Below are 18,808 nucleotides of genomic sequence, written 5' to 3'. Positions count from 1 at the left end.
TTAGAAAATATGACGAGCTATAAATTCTTCTATAATATTATAGGTTTCTCTAGATGTTCTTTGCATTTTTGCGATAGTAAAACATCTCGTGAGAAACCCCATTTACATTAATGATTCGGCAATTATTGCTGGTGTTGATTCCTTTGATAATCAAATCCTGGATTGTTTTTTTGAAAAGAAAAATGACGCCTGGATCAAACCTATTTCAAAAACGAATGAAATTAAATTCAACACTTTTCTTGAAAGCCATAAACCTTATCAAGCATTAGATAGAAGTGTGCAGCTGGCCATATTTGTCGCTCAATCTTTAAAAAATGTTCCAGAGCAAACGGCCGTGAATATAGGTTCTAGTCGTGGAGCTACTGGTTTATGGGAGAATTCTTATGCTCGCTTTCGCGAAAGCGGTACACTTCCCATCATAACTTCTCCTCTCACTACATTAGGGAATATATCTAGTTGGGTAAGTCAGGATCTAGGCTTAAATGGTGTTTCATTCTCACATAGTATTACTTGTGCAACAGCTTCTCATGCTATTCTTAATGCGATTGCATGGATAGAAAGCGGTATGGCAACTAGTTTTATTGCTGGTGGAAGTGAAGCACCACTTACAGATTTTACCATATCTCAAATGCAAGCTTTACGTATTTATTCAAGAGAAACAGACTCCTTTCCTTGTAAACCACTAGACTTGAGTAAATCTCAAAATACCATGGTTCTAGGAGAAGCAGCGGCTTGTTTTTTATTATCTAAAGAACAGACTAAACATACAATGGCAAAAATCGTAGGTTATGGGATAGCTATTGAAAAATTGAGCAGTGCAACCTCCGTAACGACAAATGGTCAATGCTTACAAGATTCTATGAAAATGGCACTTGTCAACACAGCGTTTGAAGATGTAGATGCGATTATTACACATTCACCGGGAACTATAAAAGGTGATAAAGCAGAGTTTGCTGCTATAAAAGAAGTGTTTGGTGACAATCATCCTGCACTATGTAATAATAAATGGCAGTTAGGTCATACGCTAGGTGCTAGCGGTGCGATGAGTATGGCAATGGCGCTGGAAATGTTTGAGAAATCAACCATATTTGAAATACCATATTTAGATTCAACCTTTACCAATCCTCGAGGAATTAATAAGGTTCCACAAAAGATTTTAATTAATGCAACAGGTTTTGGCGGTAATGCGGTGAGCCTATTGTTAGAGAAATTTTAGTTTTCAGTCTCAGTCTCAGTTTTCAGTTGTGATTAATTTTGTAAAAATAAATCGGTTCTCGAATTGTATTTGAATTGCTATTTTGTTTTTTAACTATTGAACATTGAACTCAATAAAACATTTTCTGCATAACAAATACTATAGGAATACTTATTTTTACCCTTTACATTGAACGATTATGAGACACGACTGGACTAAAGAAGAGGTTTTAGAAATATACAATAAGCCATTAATGCACCTATTATATGAGGCAGCAACGATACATAGAGAATCACATAACCCTAATCAGGTTCAAGTTTCTACTTTATTGTCTATAAAAACTGGTGGTTGTCCAGAGGATTGTGGTTATTGTCCACAAGCCGCACGTTATCATACAGACATTGAAGGAAATGATTTGATGAGCGTGCAACAAGTAAAAGCTCAAGCATTACGTGCAAAATCTAGCGGTAGTTCTCGTGTATGTATGGGAGCAGCATGGAGAAATGTTAAAGATGGACCAGAATTTGACCAAGTGCTAGAAATGGTACGTACTATTAACAAACTGGATATGGAAGTATGTTGTACGCTTGGAATGATTACTGAGAATCAAGCGCACAGACTTGCTGAGGCTGGTTTATATGCTTACAATCACAACCTAGACAGCAGTGAAGAGTATTATAAAGAAGTAATTTCTACACGTGGTTATCAAGATCGTTTAGATACGATTGATAATGTACGTAAAACTAATGTAACTGTTTGTAGTGGTGGAATTATAGGAATGGGAGAAAGTGCTGAAGATCGTGCAGGAATGTTAGTTGCCTTAGCAAGTTTGAGTCCACAACCAGAAAGCACACCTATTAACGCTTTAGTCGCCGTAGAAGGAACGCCACTTGAAGAACAAACACCAGTTTCTATATGGGATATGGTCCGTATGGTAGCAACGACTCGTATCGTGATGCCAGAAACTCAGGTGCGTTTAAGTGCTGGACGTACTCAAATGACTCGTGAAGGACAAGCAATGTGTTTCTTTGCAGGAGCAAATTCTATTTTTGCCGGTGACAAGCTATTAACTACGCCTAATCCTGATGTAAATGAGGACATGGAAATGTTTAAATTATTAGGTCTTGAGCCTATGAAACCTTTTGTGAAAAAGGCGCAACCAGAAACGGTAGAAGCTCAATATTCTGAATTTAAGGCTATGGGAGAAAAGCCTAAATGGAGCCGTCCAGGTCATACTATTGAACGTAACGAGGAAGCTAAAGCGGCTGGAAAAGCTTTGAAGGCTTAAGCTTTAGATAATAGTCAGTAAAGTTTATCGTTAAAGAATAGTGATCTATGTCGCTTAATCTTGAACACATCCCGCGGATTAATTCCATAAGTAAAGATGATTTTATAAAAAATTATCTCAAGCCACAGCGCCCAGTAGTTATAGAAAAGATTACTGAGGACTGGCCTGCTTATAAAAAATGGAATCTTGAGTACATTAAGAATGTAGCAGGAGATCAAACGGTACCATTATATGACGATCGACCGGTAAAACACGAGGAAGGTTTTAATCAAGCCCATGCCGAAATGAAAATGGCAGACTATGTGGATCTTCTCAATGAAAAGCCTACTAATTATCGCATTTTCCTTTATAATATTCTTCAAGAAGTTCCTGCCATGCAAAAGGATTTCAAGTTCCCCAAACTAGGAATGCGATTGATTAAAGGGTTGCCCATGATGTTTTTTGGCGGCGCTGGATCTAAGGTTTTTATGCATTATGATATAGACTTTACTAACATATTGCATTTTCATTTTCATGGTGAAAAAAGGTGCGTCATTTTCCCACCAGACCAGACCAAGTATTTATATAAAGTACCGCATTCGTTAATTGCAAGAGAAGATATAGACTTCACAAATCCAGACTTAGATAAATGGCCAGCATTAAAACAGGCTCAAGGCTATGTTTGTAATTTAAAACACGGCGAGATGCTCTACATGCCCGAAGGTTACTGGCATTTTATGCATTACCTAACTCCAGGTTTTTCTATCAGTTTGCGCAGTTATCCACGCAAATTTAAAAATTTAGGAAAAGCACTTTATAATCTTGGAATTATGAGACATTATGATAACTTCATGAGACGTAGAAAAGGACAAGACTGGATCGATTATAAAAACGAGCAAGCCATCATAAGAACCCATAAAAAATTAGGGATTTAATTTATTTCAAATTCGAGTTCAGGTTCAAGTTCATCACGGAATAAGCTCCTTCACTTTATCATACACTAAATCTCCTTCCCAACCTCTGTATAAAAGATAGTCAGCCAGTTTTTTACGTTTGCGGTATTTATCCTTTTCACTGTGGAGTTGTTCATATCGCTTCCGCGAAAGCGTCTCAAAAGAAGCATTATACTCCTCAGGAGTTATTTCTTGTAAAGCAATTTTGATATTGCGTTCGCCTATTTTACGCATTTTGAGCTCGCGTACAATCCTGTTGCGACCCCAATGTTTATTGCGGAATTTCCCTCGGGCAAAACTCTGTGAAAAACGCGTTTCGTTTAAGAATTTGTGTTCAATAAGATGAGGTATAATCTCGTCGATAGCGAGTTGAATCATTCCCATTTTGCGCAATTTATCTTCTACCTCTTTATGACAGCGCTCCTGATAGACGCAATAACGTTCTATCGCTCTGGTGGCTTGTTCTACGGTGAAGGATTCTTGTGGCATAGAGCAAAGATAGTGGTAAACTCAATAGTGGATACTTAAATAAATCCCACAAAAAAACGCCTATAAACATATGTCTATAGGCGTTTTAAGAATTTTAGAGCTCTTTGCCGTCTTTATCTGTGAAATTATATTCCAGGTAAGTGTAAGCGTCTCTAGGCGATACTTTAATCCATTTCTTGTGTTTCATAAACCACTTTGAACGGATTGATGGGTAGCCCTTAGTTATAAATGCGGCTATAAAAGGGTGCGCGTTCAGCGTTACTTTTTTATGACCGTTTTTTAAATGTCTTTCCAGCTCTTCTTTTATTTTATTAATAATAAGAATAGGAGCTTGAATTTCATTTCCATTGCCATCAGGATTCTCTTCTCGAGTCTTGATGTCCATCTCTTTTCTCACACGTTGTCTAGTGATTTGAATTAATCCAAATTTACTAGGTGGTAGAATTTTGTGTTTTGCACGATCATCAGCCATTTCGTCTCGCATGTGTTCATAGAGTTTTTTTCTATGGTCTGCCTGGCGCATGTCTATAAAGTCAACGACTATAATTCCACCCATGTCTCGTAATCTCAATTGTCGTGCTATTTCACTAGCAGATATAAGATTAGTTTCTAGGGCAGTGTCTTCTTGACTGTTTGCTTTATTTGATCGATTTCCAGAGTTCACATCTATCACGTGCATCGCTTCTGTATGCTCTATGATAAGGTATGCACCTTTACTCATAGATACGGTTTTACCAAAAGACGTCTTAATCTGTCTCTCGATACCGTACTTTTCAAAAATAGGTGTACGTGGATTGTGATATTTTACAATGGACTCCTTCTCAGGAGCTATGGTTTTTAAGTAATCTTTGATTTCATTATATACTTCTTCATCATCTACAACTATTGATGTGTAGGTGTCATTAAAGACATCTCTCATGATGGAGTTCGTACGGCTGACCTCGGTCATTACTTTAGTAGGGAAATTTGCTTTGTGCAATCTTGCACACATATTTTCCCATTTAGTGATAAGGTTCTGTAAGTCCTGATCCAGTTCTGCTACTAGTTTGTCCTTTGCAACGGTACGTACGATAACGCCGAAGCCTTCAGGCTTAATACTTTTAACAAGTCTTTTAAGTCGGCTCTTTTCTTCACGATCTTCTATTTTCTGAGAAATAGAAATACGATCTGAGAAAGGAACGAGAACCACGTATCTACCAGGAATAGAAAGCTCTGCGCTTAATCTAGGTCCTTTTGTGGAGATAGGTTCTTTAACTACCTGTACTAGAATAGGTTGGTGTGGTGCAATTACATCAGTAATGCTACCAGATTTTTCTAATTCCTTTTCTAGTTGAATATCTTTAAGCGCATAATTCTTGCGTCTACCGCTTAGAATTTGCTTGGTGAATTTAAGTTGTGTTAGGTATTGTGGTCCTAGATCATGATAGTGTAAAAAACCATCTTTCTCATAGCCTACATTTACAAATGAGGCATTAAGACCAGATAAAACCTTGCGTGATTTTGCAATAAATATATCGCTTACCGCAAACTTATTTTCATCTTCATCTTGGTGTAACTCGACTAGCCTACCACCTTTGGTGAGTGCATAATCGACTTTAGTAGAACCGGAACGGATAATAATTTCTTTATCCATAATTCCAATTGTTAGTTCCATAACCGGAAAAGGTTATAGAAACAGTTATACTTTAAATAATGTTACAGATATCATATCTGCAACTAGGCGAGGTATATCCCTATATCTCTATGTCAATGAACTCAAGGTTTCTAAATTATATCAAACAGTAAAACGTTACCTTATGCAATACAGAATTGCTGCACATCTTTATTATAAAGAGTGCCTTTCATAAGGTAACAGTTGAACCAGTTTTGATATAAAAAGAAAAAGTAGTGAAATACTACTTTTTCTTCTTGTGACGATTTGCGCGACGACGCTTTTTACGTTTGTGAGTCGCTACCTTATGTCTTTTTCTTTTTTTACCGCTTGGCATATCTCTTATATTTTTACTTAACTTTTACGTTTGTTTTCACACCTTCTACAAATACCTTAGCAGGTTTAAATGCTGGTATATTGTGAGCTGGTATTTTAATTGTTGTGTTCTTAGAAATGTTACGTCCAGTTTTCTCTGCTCTCGTTTTAACGATAAAACTACCGAATCCACGTAGATATACATTCTCACCAGATTCTAATGAACCTTTTACTTCATTCATGAAAGACTCTACAGCTGCCTGTACATCAGTCTTTTCCATTCCTAACTTATCTGAAATTTTAGATACGATATCTGCTTTCGTCATGTTTAAATTGAATAATTAATTAATAGGGTTTGTTAAACAGGGCGCAAATATACGGTAATATTGTAAATACAAATCTCTAATTGATTAAATTTTAAGAAGATATATCTTGCAGTCCCTTAAATAGATAGAGCAATGAGCTTTCATAAGCAACTTATAAAATGGTATGAAGTACATAAAAGAGACCTGCCATGGCGTGAGACTCAGGATCCTTATCGCGTCTGGTTAAGTGAGGTGATCCTGCAGCAAACCCGTGTAAATCAAGGACTACCGTACTATGAGCGCTTTGTCGAGGCCTTTCCTACAGTACAAGAGTTGGCAGCTGCGCCACAGGAAGAAGTACTTAAATTATGGCAAGGATTAGGTTATTATTCACGTGCTAGAAACCTTCATACTGCTGCGCAACAAGTAGTAGAAATGGGTGGAAATTTTCCAGATTCTTATAAAAAACTGCTCGATTTAAAAGGAGTAGGCGATTATACGGCTGCTGCGATCGCTAGTTTTTGCTTTAAAGAAGCCGTTCCTGTGGTAGATGGAAACGTTTATAGAGTACTTTCACGCATTTATGGAATAAGTACTCCTATTAATGAAACCGCTGGGATCAAAGAATTTAAAAACCTCGCTGCTCAATTACTGGATAAAAAAGTTCCTCATATATATAATCAGGCAATCATGGAATTTGGTGCGCTACAATGCGTTCCTAAAAATCCAGATTGTACCGTTTGCCCGTTTCAGCGCAGTTGCGTGGCGTTTCAAGATCAGCGCATTGAGGAATTGCCTGTGAAAATTAAAAAGACTAAAGTTAAAAACCTTCATCATCATTATATAGTACTGCAAACTCCTAACGATAGAACGATTCTTCAAGAACGACCACAAACTGGAATATGGGCAGGATTATATGAATTTCCTTTTATAGAGAGTGATGGAGCACTACTTTCTGTTGAATTTAGAGATCAACTTGAGGAGCAGGAATGGTGGAGTGGAGTCCGCTTTCGCGAAAGCGTATTCAACCAGCAACCCATTATACACAAACTATCTCATCGCAAAGTACATGCGTATTTCTGGATCGTTGAAGTAGATGAAGAGCTAGAAAATAGCATTCCTATTGCTGATGCTTTTCAAAAACCTTTACATATTTTAATGCATCGATTTATGAGTTCTTTCTGGAATTCTTATCTTTAAGATTAATTATCTTTACACGCTTGATAAATATCAAAAAGTAGAACAATGGCAGGAACAGTAAATAAAGTGATTCTTATAGGACACACCGGTGATGAAGTAAAAATGAAGTATTTTGAAGGTGGTAATTGTATAGGTCGTTTCCCGCTCGCTACAAATGAAGAATACGTGAATAGAACTACTGGTGAACGTGTTTCTAATACGGAGTGGCACAACTGTGTGGTACGCAATAAAGCTGCCGAAGTCTGTGAGAAGTATCTTAAAAAAGGCGACAAAGTTTATATTGAAGGTCGTATCAAGAATAGACAATGGACTGGTGACGATGGGCAACCACGTTACACGACTGAAATTCAAGTTCAAGAATTTACATTCTTAACTCCTAAAGGTGATAACACTGGCGCACCGGCACAACCGCAAGCGCAGCGTCCAGCGCAGCCTCAACAGGCTGGTCGTCCTACTCAACCAGCACAACCACCTGTAACACAAACTAATTCAGCACCGCCGGTATCTCAAGCCAGTGATGATGATGATTTACCCTTTTAATTGAAACCAGTGGATCCTGACTCATCGCATTTGTTTCTTGCTATAATTTCTGGTTCTGGTGAACTAGTTTATTTTATAGTGTTTTTAATACTACTTATTTTAAGTGCCATGGTTAGTGGCGCAGAAGTTGCTCTTTTTTCTCTAGAAACTACTGATCTAGAAGAAGAGCGTGATGAATTTGCTCGTCGTGAGTTAGTTGCAAAATTACTCGCAAGACCTAAAAAATTACTCGCAACTATATTAATTGCAAATAATGCTATTAATATCACCACGGTTTTAATATTCAGCATACTTGCAAATAGTTGGTTTGTAAATATTCAAGATCTTGATCTTTTTGGTTTTCAAATTAGTGTACGATTTATTCTAGAGGTAATTGTAGTTACATTTTTGATATTACTTTTTGGAGAGATTCTTCCTAAGGTATATGCAAATCGTAATGCCGTTAAGTTTGCAAATTTTATGGCGATACCACTGAGTGTGCTCGATAAGCTCTTCAGCTTTTTAAGTTTGCCCATGCGTTATGTCACCATTCAAATTCATGAACGATTAGGAACTAAAAAATCTAGTATTACCGTTTCTCAATTATCTCAAGCCCTTGAATTAACAGATCATCACGATACCACAGACGAGGAACAGCAATTGCTACAAGGTATTGTAAGCTTTGGGAACACTGACACAAAAACAGTGATGCGCAACCGTACAGATGTGTTTGCTCTAGACGAGAATATGGAATTCAAAGACATTATTGCTGAGGTGATCTCAAATGGATACTCAAGAATTCCTGTTTTTAAAGAAAGTATAGATCAAATCACAGGTGTTCTTTATGTAAAAGATTTACTTCCATATATAGATCGCAAAAACTTTGAATGGACTAAGTTGCTGCGAGAAGCATACTTTGTTCCAGAAAATAAAAAGCTGGATGACTTATTACAAGAGTTTCAAGAGCAAAAGAAACACCTGGCTATAGTCGTAGATGAATATGGAGGAACGAGTGGTTTAATATCACTAGAAGACATTATAGAAGAAATAGTAGGTGATATAAGTGATGAATTTGATGATGAAAATCTCGTGTATTCAAAGCTGGATGAAAAGAACTTTGTGTTTGAAGGGAAAACTCCTCTTAAAGATTTCTATAGAATCACAGAGCTAGAAGAAACTCAAATAGAGTTGTTTGACGCTGCAAAAGGCGAGTCAGAAACGGTTGCTGGATTCTTACTGGAGCAAACAGGTTATTTTCCACGCAAGCTGGATAAAATAACTTTTGAAGGAATTACGTTTCTTGTTGAGTCCATGGATAAGAAACGCATTAAACAAATCAAATGTACCAAACCTTAAAAGCTTTACTTATAATAGGAATAATTGCTGTGCTTTCTAGTTGCGGTGATAATGAACTACAGCCTAAACCACAGGCTCAGTTAGCACTACAATATCCTACTCCAGAGTATCAAAAGATGGAGAAAGATAACTGTCCTTTTAATTTTGAAATTAACTCTTATGCTCGTGTGCTGGCAAAAAGTGATTGCTCCATGAAAATCGAGTACCCATTTATGGAGGCTACGGTTTACATGGATTATGCACCTGTTCAAGATAATATAAGAGAATTACTCATAGATGGGCAAAAACTCTCATTCTCCCACAACCGCATGGCCGATGTTATAGATGATAAGATCTACATCAATCCCGATAAATCTGCCTATGGAATGATGTATTCTATTGAGGGAAATGCTGCGTCAAACGTGCAATTCTACCTCACAGACAGTGTGCAGAATTTTGTTACCGCATCGCTTTACTTCGATCGTACACCTAATTATGATTCTATTTATCCAGCGATAGATTATATCAAGCTGGACATGCGCAAGATGATGGAATCTATGACCTGGAAATAGACTACCTACTGATTTGTATTCCATTTATGAAATAACTAAGATTTAATCTTAGAAAAAGAATGACCTTTGAGTTTTCAAATTCTCCATGGATAATTCAAAACTCAAATACGTTTACTTAGTCATTCTTAGTCTCATTTGGGGAACTTCATTTATTCTTATTAAAAAAACCTTAGGCGATGATGGATCTGGAAACCTGGTCATGCAGCCACTACAAGTAGGTGCAGGACGTACTATTGTATCGGGTTTTATACTCATAGCTATAGGGTGGAAGTCTTTTACCTCAGTAAGCCGTAAGGACTGGAAATGGCTTTTTCTATCAGGATTGCTAGGTACTTTTTTTCCTGCTTTTCTTTTTGCTTATGCACAAACAGAGATTGATAGTGCTATAAGTGCTATTCTTAACTCAACCGTTCCATTGATTACATTAATAATGGGATCTGTAATTTTTGGGATAGCATTTTCTCGTACACAGTTACTAGGTGTAATTATAGGACTTGCCGGCGCAGTTGCTCTAGTGTTCTCAGGAATGGAAAATAATCCAGAGCAGAATTATATGTTTGCCGGGCTCGTTTTTATTGCCTGTACTTGTTATGCGAGTAATGTAAACATCATTAAGCGTTACTTACAAAATATAAAACCGCTTGCTATTGCTACTGGGAACTTTGTGTTCATTCTACCACTTGCAATCATCGTATTTTTTAGTGCAGATGGTGCTTCACTTGAATTTACAAGCGAACCAGTAATGCGCAGTATAGGCTTTATCGTGATCTTATCCATTTTTGGAACTGTTGCTGCAAAAATCATGTTCAACAAATTAGTTCAAATCACTTCACCTGTATTTGCAAGCTCGGTCACTTATTTAATGCCAGTTGTAGGATTAACATGGGGAACGATGGATGGTGAGACTTTTAGTATCTGGCAAGGGCTTTCTACAGTTGTCATTATCCTCGCAGTGGTCTTGGTAACTAGAGATAAAAAAAAACCAGCATCTAAGTAGATACTGGTTTTGAGTAGTTGGGTTGTTTAATCACGCTTTCGCGAAAGCGTAATTATTAAAATTCTAATTTCTAGAAATCTGAATCTGTAAGTCCTGAATTCACTTTAAGATCTTTTAATTCAAAAGTTATTTCCTGTCCCATCATAGGAATTACCATAGCGGTTGGGAATTTTACACCTGAGAATTCTTTATAATCTGAAAACTGTGTAACAGACATTGTAGGTCCTTGAGGAGTCATAGTCATTCTTTCTAATCCTACAAGAAGTCCAGTTTCTGTGTCGTAGTATGATTTTCTCATATCTGTCCACTTAATCACAAAAACGTTGTGACTACCTAAACGCTCTGCGCCTACAAGCTCAGCCATGTCTGCATGATAAAGTTCTGGGAAGAACAATGCTTCAGACTTAACGGCTTCTAATTGCTCACCGCTCAACTGTTGTGATTGTCCTTGAGCTTTTACTAATCCGTTTCCATCTTTATACACTTGCTTGCTCATCTCGCGTCCACCCATTTTCATAGTTAGAGCCCAGTTATCACCTTTTTGGTTTTTAGTATCCATAATTATCTCGCCCATAGGTGAAGTAAATACAGAGAACTGAGAAACCTCATTCACATTTGAAACGGCACTCTTTCCACCTATTGCTTTGATGTAGTTATCTAGAACAGTTTGAGCAGTTAATCCAGCTGGAATCTCTACTGTAGAAGGACGCTCAGTTGCGTTTGCGTTTTTATCAAAGAATTTAATAGGCACCGGTTGTCCATTAATAGTCATTTTTTCAAGTGGCTCAAGGACATCTCCAGCTTTTCCTACTACGATGATACGTATGTTATCTGGACTTAAAAATCTATTTGCTACACGCTTTACATCTTCTTTAGTTACTTTATTGATGTTTGCAATAAAGTTCTTGTAGAAGTCTTTATCTAGTTCGTTCTTTTGAACACTGATAGAGCGATCTGCAACAACACTCTTATCTTCAGACGACATGATGAAGTTTCCTAGGAATTTAGCCTTGGCAGTAGCAAGCATTTCATCTTCTACATATTCTTCACGTATTCTGTTCAGTTCTTTAAAAGTTTCAACAATTGCACTGTCAGTTACCTCATTACGCACTTTTGCAGTTGCTCTGAAAGTACCTTTGTAATCTCTACCAGTTCCTATACTAGAACGAGCACCATAAGTATATCCGTTTTTCTCACGTAAGTTCATGTTTAAGTAAGATCCAAAAGAACCACCAAATACATAGTTAGTGACAAGTGCTGCATAATAATCTGGATCATCCATTTTAAGGTCAGAAAGACTATAGATAGCAAGTTCAGTTTGAACTGCATTAGGCACATCAATTAGGTTGATTTGTGTTTGATCAACATCTGCAAGAGTAGGTAGAGTAGGTTTAGGAGCTGTTCCTTTTTTCCAGTTACCGAAGTATTTCTTCACTAATTTCTTTGCGTCTTTTTTCTCAATATCTCCCGTGATTACTAAGTAACCATTTGAAGGTTTGAAATAGTCTGCATAGAATTTTTTAACGTCATCTAGTGTTACGTTATTTACAGTCTCCTCTGTAGCAAATTCACCAGCTGGGTGATCTTTTCCATAAACTAATGCGCTACGTACTTTACCAGCAATCGCTGCAGCACTGTTCTCACCAGATTTTAAGCCTTCTAGTAATTGAGATTTTTCAAAGTCTAATTCTTCTTGAGTGAAGTTAGGCTTGAAAGCCGCCTCTGCAAAAAGACTAAATACTTCATCTTTATACTTAGATAAACTTGATGCAAAACCACCACCAGTTCTTGCACTAATGAATGCTCCTAGAAAATCAACTTTTTCATTGAATTCTTCTTTTGCTGTTTCTGTAGAACCTTTTCCTAGTATAGCACTAGTTAAAGATTGAACTCCTGCTTTATCTCCTTCAAAGATTGGAGGATTATTTAAGTCCAGGCTCATGCTGAATGTAGGTAACTTTTTATCAGTCACTACAAGTACTTTTAAACCGTTTTTAAGTTCAAATGTATATGGCTTACCTAAGTTGATCTCTGGAGTAGGTCCAGATTCAGGCGCTTTAGATCGGTCTATTTGTGCAACGGCAGTAACTCCAGTAAGGAATAATACCATTAAAAATATGAGTTGCTTTTTCATTTTGATAATTATTTTTTAGTAATGGTAAATTCAGTTCTTCTAGATTGCTCGTACTCATCTTCAGAGCATTTTTTGCTTTCACAATCTACTACTGGGTTTTGCTCTCCACGTCCTACAGCTTTAACTCTGCTTGCAGCAACACCTTTTGAGATCAAATAACCTCTTACAGCATCTGCACGTTTTTGGGAAAGTGTCTTGTTATAAGCATCACTTCCTTTAGTGTCTGTGTAAGTTTCTGCAAGAATTTCCATAGAAGAATTCTTCATCATCATGTTAACGATACGATCTAGTTCTTTAGAAGCGCTAGAAGTAATAGTTGCTTTATCGTTATCAAAGTAGATTTTATTAATCTGTAACTTATTGTCCACTATTTTTACTTCGTTTGCTGCTGCGGCCATTTCCTCAGCGGTAGGTGCGCTACCAGCAAGATAATCTAACTCAAGTCTTTGGTTAGTCTTTAAGTACTTATTTGCTACACGTTTGATGTCCTCACGAGTAATGCTTCTATAAACATCTAGTTCCTTATTGATAAGACTAGTATCTCCTTTAAGCATGTTGTATGTTGCAAGAGATGCAGCGATACCTTCTACTCTTGAATTTGAACTTACAAATCTAGTTTCAAATTGATTTTGAAGTTTTTGATATTCTCTTTCAGAAATCAATTCAGTTTGAAGCTTAACGATTTCCTCGTCCATAACTTTTGCAAGTTGGTCTAAAGAAACATCACCTTTTGCTAGAGCACCCATAGTATAGGTGCCATAATCCTGGTTAGCTTGATTAAAAGCTAGTACTTGTAAAGCGATTTGATCTTCTTCAACCATTCTCTTTTGCATTCTAGAACTAGCTCCACCAGTTAATACTGAAGAGATATAATCTAGCACATAAGCATCACGATCTACAGATTTAGGAGTGATGTACGAGAAGATTTTTGCTGGAATTTGAATGTTTGCATCATATTCTGTCGCATAACGAGTGCTAGTAATAGGATCTTCAACTATTACTTTACGTACATTTCTAGGTGCCTTATTAGTAATAGGACCGAAGTAATCTTCGATCATTTTCTTAGTCTCCTTGATATCTATATCACCTGCAACTACAAGAGTAGCATTATTAGGGTTGTAGTATTTGTCATTAAATTCTTGAAATTCTGAAAGCTTTGCAGCATTCAAATCTTCCATAGAACCTATCACACTCTGTCCATAAGGGTGTTTTTTAAACAAGTGCTTATCGATTCCAGTTCTATAGATAATAGCTCCATATGGAGAGTTGTCGATACGCTGGCGTTTTTCTTCTTTAACAACTTCGTTTTGAGTATCTACACCTATTTGCTCGATTTTAGGGTGAAGCATGCGCTCACTTTCCATCCATAAACCAGTCTCTAGTTTATTAGAAGGGAACGTTTCATAGTAATAAGTACGATCTTGAGTTGTATTTGCATTATTGCTACCACCGTTTGCACTTACTATGTCAAACCACTTACCACGCTCGATATTTTCAGTTCCTTCAAATAAAAGGTGCTCAAAAAAGTGAGCAAAACCAGTTCTTCCTGGTTCTTCATCTTTTGCTCCTACTTGATACATTACGGCAGTTGTTACCACTGGCGCACCATTTTCTTGATGTAGGATGACATGCAGTCCATTAGGTAAATCGTACTCAGTGTACTCTACCTCTTGTGCAAATCCAGTCGCAGCTATAAAAGCTACCGCAAGACTTAATACAATTTTTTTCATTTTGTGATTTTTACGATTGTTACTACTGTTAGTGTTTTTTATATAAGAAATGTTACAGAAATCTTATAGAATATCAAAAATAGTAGTTAAAGTCTTCTCTACGAGTTAAAGAAATATCAAATAGTGGGCTTGAAGTATATAAACTAAGTAACTTAAGAATAAAAAAATATCGATATGTCAATTACAAGAAATACAATCAAATTATCACTCGCAATCACTGCTATCTTAATCATATACTTTACAATCATTGCAATTGCAGGAGCCGCAGACCAAATTTATTTAAGCTTTCTCAATGCGCCCATCATGGCAATTGGACTTTACCTTATTATAAGGAATGTATATAATGAGGAACAATCACAATTCAATTATATGGATGGATTTACCACTGGAGTTGCTAGTGGATTTTTAATTTCCTTATTGTTTACCATTTTCATGGCTGTTTATTTATTGGAAATTAATCCTGATCTAGTTGAAAAATTAGGAGCAACAATTCCGATAGCTACAGGAACTGGGAATTTTGCTATTTTAATATTTATTTTCCTTTCTGGACTTTCTACTGCTGTTGTTTCATCTTTAATCATTATTCCTATCTTTAAAAGATCATGGAATACGAGACAGGTGAGAAATGAGCAAAAGCCTTTAAATCAGGATATTTAGAGAGAAATGAACTTGTTTTTACGCTTTCGCGAAAGCGTAAATTAAAAAACTTTGCTAATTAACAGAATAGCAGTATATTTGCGTCCATTTTTTAACAAAGTTAAATTACAATTATGTACGCAATCGTAGAGATAGCAGGGCAACAATTCAAGATCGAGAAAGATATGAAGTTGTTTGTACATCGTTTACAAGAAGACGAAGGAGCGACAGTTTCTATCGATAAAGTTCTTCTTTTAGGCAATGACAACGACATCACACTCGGCGCCCCAGCTATAGAAGGAGCATTTGCTGAGGCAAAAGTTCTGGGACACCTTAAAGGTGACAAAGTAATCGTTTTTAAGAAAAAACGTAGAAAAGGATACCGTAAGAAAAACGGACACCGTCAATCATTCACACAGATTCAGATCTCTAGCATTTCTGCAAGTGGTGGTAAGAAATCTGCTCCAAAAGCAGAAAAGAAAGCACCAGCCAAAAAAGCGGCTCCTAAAAAAGAAGCAGCTCCAGCAGTAAAAGCGGCTCCAGCAGCAGCTCCTAAGGCAGAGAAAAAAGCACCAGCTAAGAAGGCAACTTCTAAAGGTGATGACTTGAAAAAAGTTGAAGGAATCGGACCAAAGATTGCAAGTACTCTTAATGAGGCTGGTATCATGACTTTTGCAGATCTTGCAGGAACTGATGCTGCTAAGATTTCTGAAATCATTGCAAATGTGCGTGGAAATCACGTTACAGATTCATGGCCTATGCAAGCTCAAATGGCTGCAGATGGTAAATGGGACGAATTAAAAAAATGGCAAGACGAAGCTAACGGCGGAGTAATGCCTAGTTAAATTAAAGTAGAACACGATATCATTTTATAGATATCCTTAAAATTTATAACCATGGCTCACAAAAAAGGAGTAGGTAGTTCGAAAAACGGAAGAGAATCCCAATCAAAACGCTTAGGTGTTAAGATTTTTGGTGGACAAGCGGCAATCGCTGGTAACATTCTTATTCGTCAGCGCGGTATGGAGCACCATCCAGGTGAAAACGTATATGCTGGTAAGGACTTTACATTACATGCAAGAGTGGACGGATTAGTGAAGTTCACAAAGAAAAGAAATAACAGATCTTATGTTTCTATCGTTCCGGCGGCAGAGGCTTAAGAAACCTTTTTTCACATATTAAAAATCCCAAGTTGCTCAAGCGACTTGGGATTTTTGTGTTTTAATGTAGAAGATTAAGCTAGGTAATTGCTTCACCAAAGAAGATGATTTATTTTATCAATCCATTCTTACTTAGAACAACTACGAGTGAATCTACAAACTCTCTTTGAGCGAGTGATCCTTTATTCTCGATATGAATGGTATAGAAGTCTGTAAAGCTAGTTTGATCAGTAAGCGTGGTGTCTAGTAAGCCGTTTAGACTTGTAGTAAGTCTTGAAACAGGCCAGTCGGTCATTTGTATAGAGTCGGTCGTTATTTTAAGACCAGCGTCGCCATAGATACCACCTGCGTTTCCACCTTCTATAAAGCCCGATAAATTATCAGTAATGATTTCTTTATGAGCAAAATCCGTAGAGCATGAGGTGATTATTATGCATACAGCGATAAGTATTAAGTTCAAGCTTAAATGTTTCATAGGGTAATAGTTGTGTGATTAGAAACGCCGTTATGGCTTATTAAAGTATAAAAATAAAAATAGCCAGTAAAATATTCCATTTAGTTAGAATGTTTTACTGGCTATTTAAAGTGATTAGAAAATAGACCTATGGTCTACCTTTCAATCTTTTCTCAATCTTCTGCTTTTTTGCAGTGAGACGTTTCATGAGATCCATGATCTCTTCGTCTTTGTTCTCTTTGTAAATATCATTTAAACCTAGGATAATTCTCTTTGCCTTTCTTGAGGCGTGAACCCTATCACTGGTTGACATGTTACTCATTGTTTCAGTTTCAAAAGCTAATGCTTCTTCAATAATCTCCATAAATTGTTTTTAATACGCTTTCGCAAAAGCGTAGTTGCAATATCCACGCCATTTGTAAAAAGTGTTAAGTTAAAAAATAAAACTTAATACCCAAACAAATGACTAAATATTAATATCTGTAATACTCAGGCTTGAATGGACCTTGTACATCCACACCTATATAATCTGCTTGATCCTTTTTAAGAACCGTAAGTTCTGCACCCATTCTAGACAAGTGTAAAGCGGCTACTTTTTCATCTAAATGCTTAGGTAACATGTAAACTTCATTCTCATAAGCGTCTCTATTGTTCCAAAGCTCAATCTGCGCGAGCGTTTGATTTGTAAACGAGTTACTCATTACAAAACTAGGGTGACCAGTTGCACAACCTAAGTTAACAAGACGACCTTCAGCAAGTAAAATGATGTCCTTACCATTGATGGTATATTTATCAACCTGTGGCTTGATTTCAACCTTAGTATCACCATGTTTAGTGTTCAAATATGCAACATCTATTTCATTATCAAAGTGACCTATGTTACACACGATTACTTTATCACGCATAGCTTCAAAGTGCTCACCACGTATAATGTCTTTATTTCCTGTTGTAGTTATTACGATATCTGCATTACCTACTACATTCTCTAATTGCTTTACTTCAAAACCGTCCATTACAGCTTGTAATGCACAAATCGGGTCAATCTCAGTAACAGTTACTATAGAACCAGCACCTTTAAAAGAAGAAGCTGTTCCTTTACCTACATCACCATATCCACATACTACTACGCGCTTTCCAGCAAGCATAGTGTCAGTTGCACGACGTACGGCATCTACAGCACTCTCACGACAACCGTATTTGTTATCAAACTTAGACTTAGTTACAGAATCATTTACGTTGATGGCTGGCATTACTAAAGTTCCGTTTTTCATACGCTCGTATAAACGGTGAACTCCAGTTGTAGTCTCTTCAGATAAACCGTTGATTCCTTCTGCAAGTTCTGGGAACTCGTCAAATACCATGTTAGTTAAATCACCACCATCATCAAGTATAAGATTTAATGGTTTTCTATCTTCACCAAAGAAAAGAGTTTGCTCAATACACCAGTTAAATTCCTCTTCACTCATTCCTTTCCATGCATATACTGGAATTCCAGCAGCAGCAATAGCAGCAGCAGCGTGGTCTTGTGTAGAGAAAATGTTACAAGATGACCATGTAACGTCTGCTCCTAGAGCAACTAGTGTTTCTATAAGAACTGCGGTTTGAATAGTCATGTGAAGACAACCAGCAATACGAGCTCCTTTTAAAGGTTGAGAGTCTTTATACTCTTCACGTAGTGCCATTAAACCAGGCATTTCAGCTTCGGCAAGTTCTATTTCAAGACGACCGTACTCAGCAAGAGTAATGTCTTTTACTTTGTAAGGTACGTAAGGAATTGTTTTTGTGCTCATAATATATTTTAATGTGTTAGCTTTATAGTCGTTGATATGTTTAAAAATCAACAAATTAAAAGCCGTTATTTGCTTAAATTGCGGCTGCAAAATTACAAAAAACTAA

Annotated in this window: 19 protein-coding genes; 11 read left to right on the top strand and 8 right to left on the bottom strand. The window is 36.8% G+C overall.

The window, feature by feature from the left end; translation table 11 throughout:
• Positions 1-88: 88 nt before the first annotated feature.
• The 3 genes from ACSHWW_RS04500 to ACSHWW_RS04490 all read left to right on the top strand — a co-directional run bounded on the left by ACSHWW_RS04500 (position 89) and on the right by ACSHWW_RS04490 (position 3,397).
• The gene (locus ACSHWW_RS04500; protein ID WP_435681218.1) at positions 89-1,216 is read left to right on the top strand and encodes a beta-ketoacyl synthase N-terminal-like domain-containing protein; all 1,128 of its coding nucleotides are present in this window, start codon (positions 89-91) and stop codon (positions 1,214-1,216) included.
• A 178-nt stretch (positions 1,217-1,394) separates the two neighbouring features.
• On the top strand, positions 1,395-2,483 hold the full coding sequence (bioB, locus tag ACSHWW_RS04495) for a biotin synthase BioB (protein ID WP_435681217.1): 1,089 nt from the start codon (positions 1,395-1,397) through the stop codon (positions 2,481-2,483).
• A 47-nt stretch (positions 2,484-2,530) separates the two neighbouring features.
• Positions 2,531-3,397 (top strand): cupin-like domain-containing protein, encoded by an 867-nt coding sequence (locus ACSHWW_RS04490; protein WP_435681216.1) that lies wholly within the window; start codon positions 2,531-2,533, stop codon positions 3,395-3,397.
• A gap of 33 nt (positions 3,398-3,430) precedes the next feature.
• Here ACSHWW_RS04490 and ACSHWW_RS04485 read toward each other — a convergent pair whose 3' ends face one another.
• From ACSHWW_RS04485 to ACSHWW_RS04475, 3 genes are all read right to left on the bottom strand, one after another.
• On the bottom strand, positions 3,431-3,904 hold the full coding sequence (locus ACSHWW_RS04485) for a regulatory protein RecX (protein WP_435681215.1): 474 nt from the start codon (positions 3,902-3,904) through the stop codon (positions 3,431-3,433).
• A 94-nt stretch (positions 3,905-3,998) separates the two neighbouring features.
• A complete protein-coding gene (locus tag ACSHWW_RS04480) occupies positions 3,999-5,537 on the bottom strand; it encodes an Rne/Rng family ribonuclease (protein WP_435681323.1) in 1,539 nt (512 codons plus the stop codon).
• 368 nt (positions 5,538-5,905) lie between these two features.
• Positions 5,906-6,196, bottom strand: a complete 291-nt coding sequence (locus ACSHWW_RS04475) for an HU family DNA-binding protein (RefSeq protein ID WP_435681214.1) — start codon at positions 6,194-6,196, stop codon at positions 5,906-5,908.
• Positions 6,197-6,328: 132 nt separating this feature from the next.
• Here ACSHWW_RS04475 and mutY point away from each other — a divergent pair, with 132 nt between their 5' ends.
• From mutY to ACSHWW_RS04450, 5 genes are all read left to right on the top strand, one after another.
• Complete coding sequence (gene mutY, locus ACSHWW_RS04470) at positions 6,329-7,375, top strand: A/G-specific adenine glycosylase (protein ID WP_435681213.1); 1,047 nt, start codon at positions 6,329-6,331, stop codon at positions 7,373-7,375.
• 45 nt (positions 7,376-7,420) lie between these two features.
• Positions 7,421-7,915: a single-stranded DNA-binding protein gene (locus ACSHWW_RS04465; RefSeq protein ID WP_435681212.1), complete on the top strand. Its 495-nt coding sequence runs from the start codon at positions 7,421-7,423 to the stop codon at positions 7,913-7,915.
• Between the two features lie 9 nt (positions 7,916-7,924).
• Positions 7,925-9,250 (top strand): gliding motility-associated protein GldE, encoded by a 1,326-nt coding sequence (locus ACSHWW_RS04460; RefSeq protein WP_435681322.1) that lies wholly within the window; start codon positions 7,925-7,927, stop codon positions 9,248-9,250.
• Positions 9,235-9,801: a gliding motility lipoprotein GldD gene (gene gldD / locus ACSHWW_RS04455; RefSeq protein WP_435681211.1), complete on the top strand. Its 567-nt coding sequence runs from the start codon at positions 9,235-9,237 to the stop codon at positions 9,799-9,801. The genes ACSHWW_RS04460 and gldD overlap by 16 nt, the downstream gene beginning before the upstream one ends.
• An 85-nt stretch (positions 9,802-9,886) precedes the next feature.
• Positions 9,887-10,798: a DMT family transporter gene (locus ACSHWW_RS04450; RefSeq protein WP_435681210.1), complete on the top strand. Its 912-nt coding sequence runs from the start codon at positions 9,887-9,889 to the stop codon at positions 10,796-10,798.
• A gap of 70 nt (positions 10,799-10,868) precedes the next feature.
• On the opposite strand, the gene ACSHWW_RS04445 is transcribed toward ACSHWW_RS04450, so the two are convergent.
• Both ACSHWW_RS04445 and ACSHWW_RS04440 read right to left on the bottom strand, forming a co-directional pair.
• A complete protein-coding gene (locus ACSHWW_RS04445; RefSeq protein WP_435681209.1) occupies positions 10,869-12,932 on the bottom strand; it encodes an insulinase family protein in 2,064 nt (687 codons plus the stop codon).
• 8 nt (positions 12,933-12,940) lie between these two features.
• Positions 12,941-14,662 (bottom strand): insulinase family protein, encoded by a 1,722-nt coding sequence (locus ACSHWW_RS04440; RefSeq protein WP_435681208.1) that lies wholly within the window; start codon positions 14,660-14,662, stop codon positions 12,941-12,943.
• A 174-nt stretch (positions 14,663-14,836) separates the two neighbouring features.
• On the opposite strand from ACSHWW_RS04440, the gene ACSHWW_RS04435 reads away from it, so the two are divergent.
• The 3 genes from ACSHWW_RS04435 (at position 14,837) to rpmA (ending at position 16,458) form a co-directional block, all read left to right on the top strand.
• Positions 14,837-15,319: a DUF4199 domain-containing protein gene (locus tag ACSHWW_RS04435; RefSeq protein ID WP_435681207.1), complete on the top strand. Its 483-nt coding sequence runs from the start codon at positions 14,837-14,839 to the stop codon at positions 15,317-15,319.
• 113 nt (positions 15,320-15,432) lie between these two features.
• Complete coding sequence (rplU, locus tag ACSHWW_RS04430) at positions 15,433-16,143, top strand: 50S ribosomal protein L21 (RefSeq protein WP_435681206.1); 711 nt, start codon at positions 15,433-15,435, stop codon at positions 16,141-16,143.
• Positions 16,144-16,194: 51 nt separating this feature from the next.
• Positions 16,195-16,458, top strand: coding sequence for a 50S ribosomal protein L27 (gene rpmA, locus ACSHWW_RS04425; RefSeq protein WP_435681205.1), 264 nt, complete (start codon positions 16,195-16,197; stop codon positions 16,456-16,458).
• 109 nt (positions 16,459-16,567) lie between these two features.
• On the opposite strand, the gene ACSHWW_RS04420 is transcribed toward rpmA, so the two are convergent.
• From ACSHWW_RS04420 to ahcY, 3 genes are all read right to left on the bottom strand, one after another.
• Positions 16,568-16,933: a hypothetical protein gene (locus ACSHWW_RS04420; RefSeq protein ID WP_435681204.1), complete on the bottom strand. Its 366-nt coding sequence runs from the start codon at positions 16,931-16,933 to the stop codon at positions 16,568-16,570.
• 127 nt (positions 16,934-17,060) lie between these two features.
• On the bottom strand, positions 17,061-17,276 hold the full coding sequence (locus tag ACSHWW_RS04415; RefSeq protein WP_435681203.1) for a hypothetical protein: 216 nt from the start codon (positions 17,274-17,276) through the stop codon (positions 17,061-17,063).
• A gap of 109 nt (positions 17,277-17,385) precedes the next feature.
• The gene (ahcY, locus tag ACSHWW_RS04410) at positions 17,386-18,702 is read right to left on the bottom strand and encodes an adenosylhomocysteinase (RefSeq protein ID WP_435681202.1); all 1,317 of its coding nucleotides are present in this window, start codon (positions 18,700-18,702) and stop codon (positions 17,386-17,388) included.
• Positions 18,703-18,808 lie beyond the last annotated feature (106 nt).

This window comes from Nonlabens sp., assembly GCF_051251825.1.
GTDB lineage: Bacteria > Bacteroidota > Bacteroidia > Flavobacteriales > Flavobacteriaceae > Nonlabens.
The sequence above is the reverse complement of the archived record's forward strand: the minus strand, read 5'-3'. Positions and strand labels throughout refer to the sequence as shown.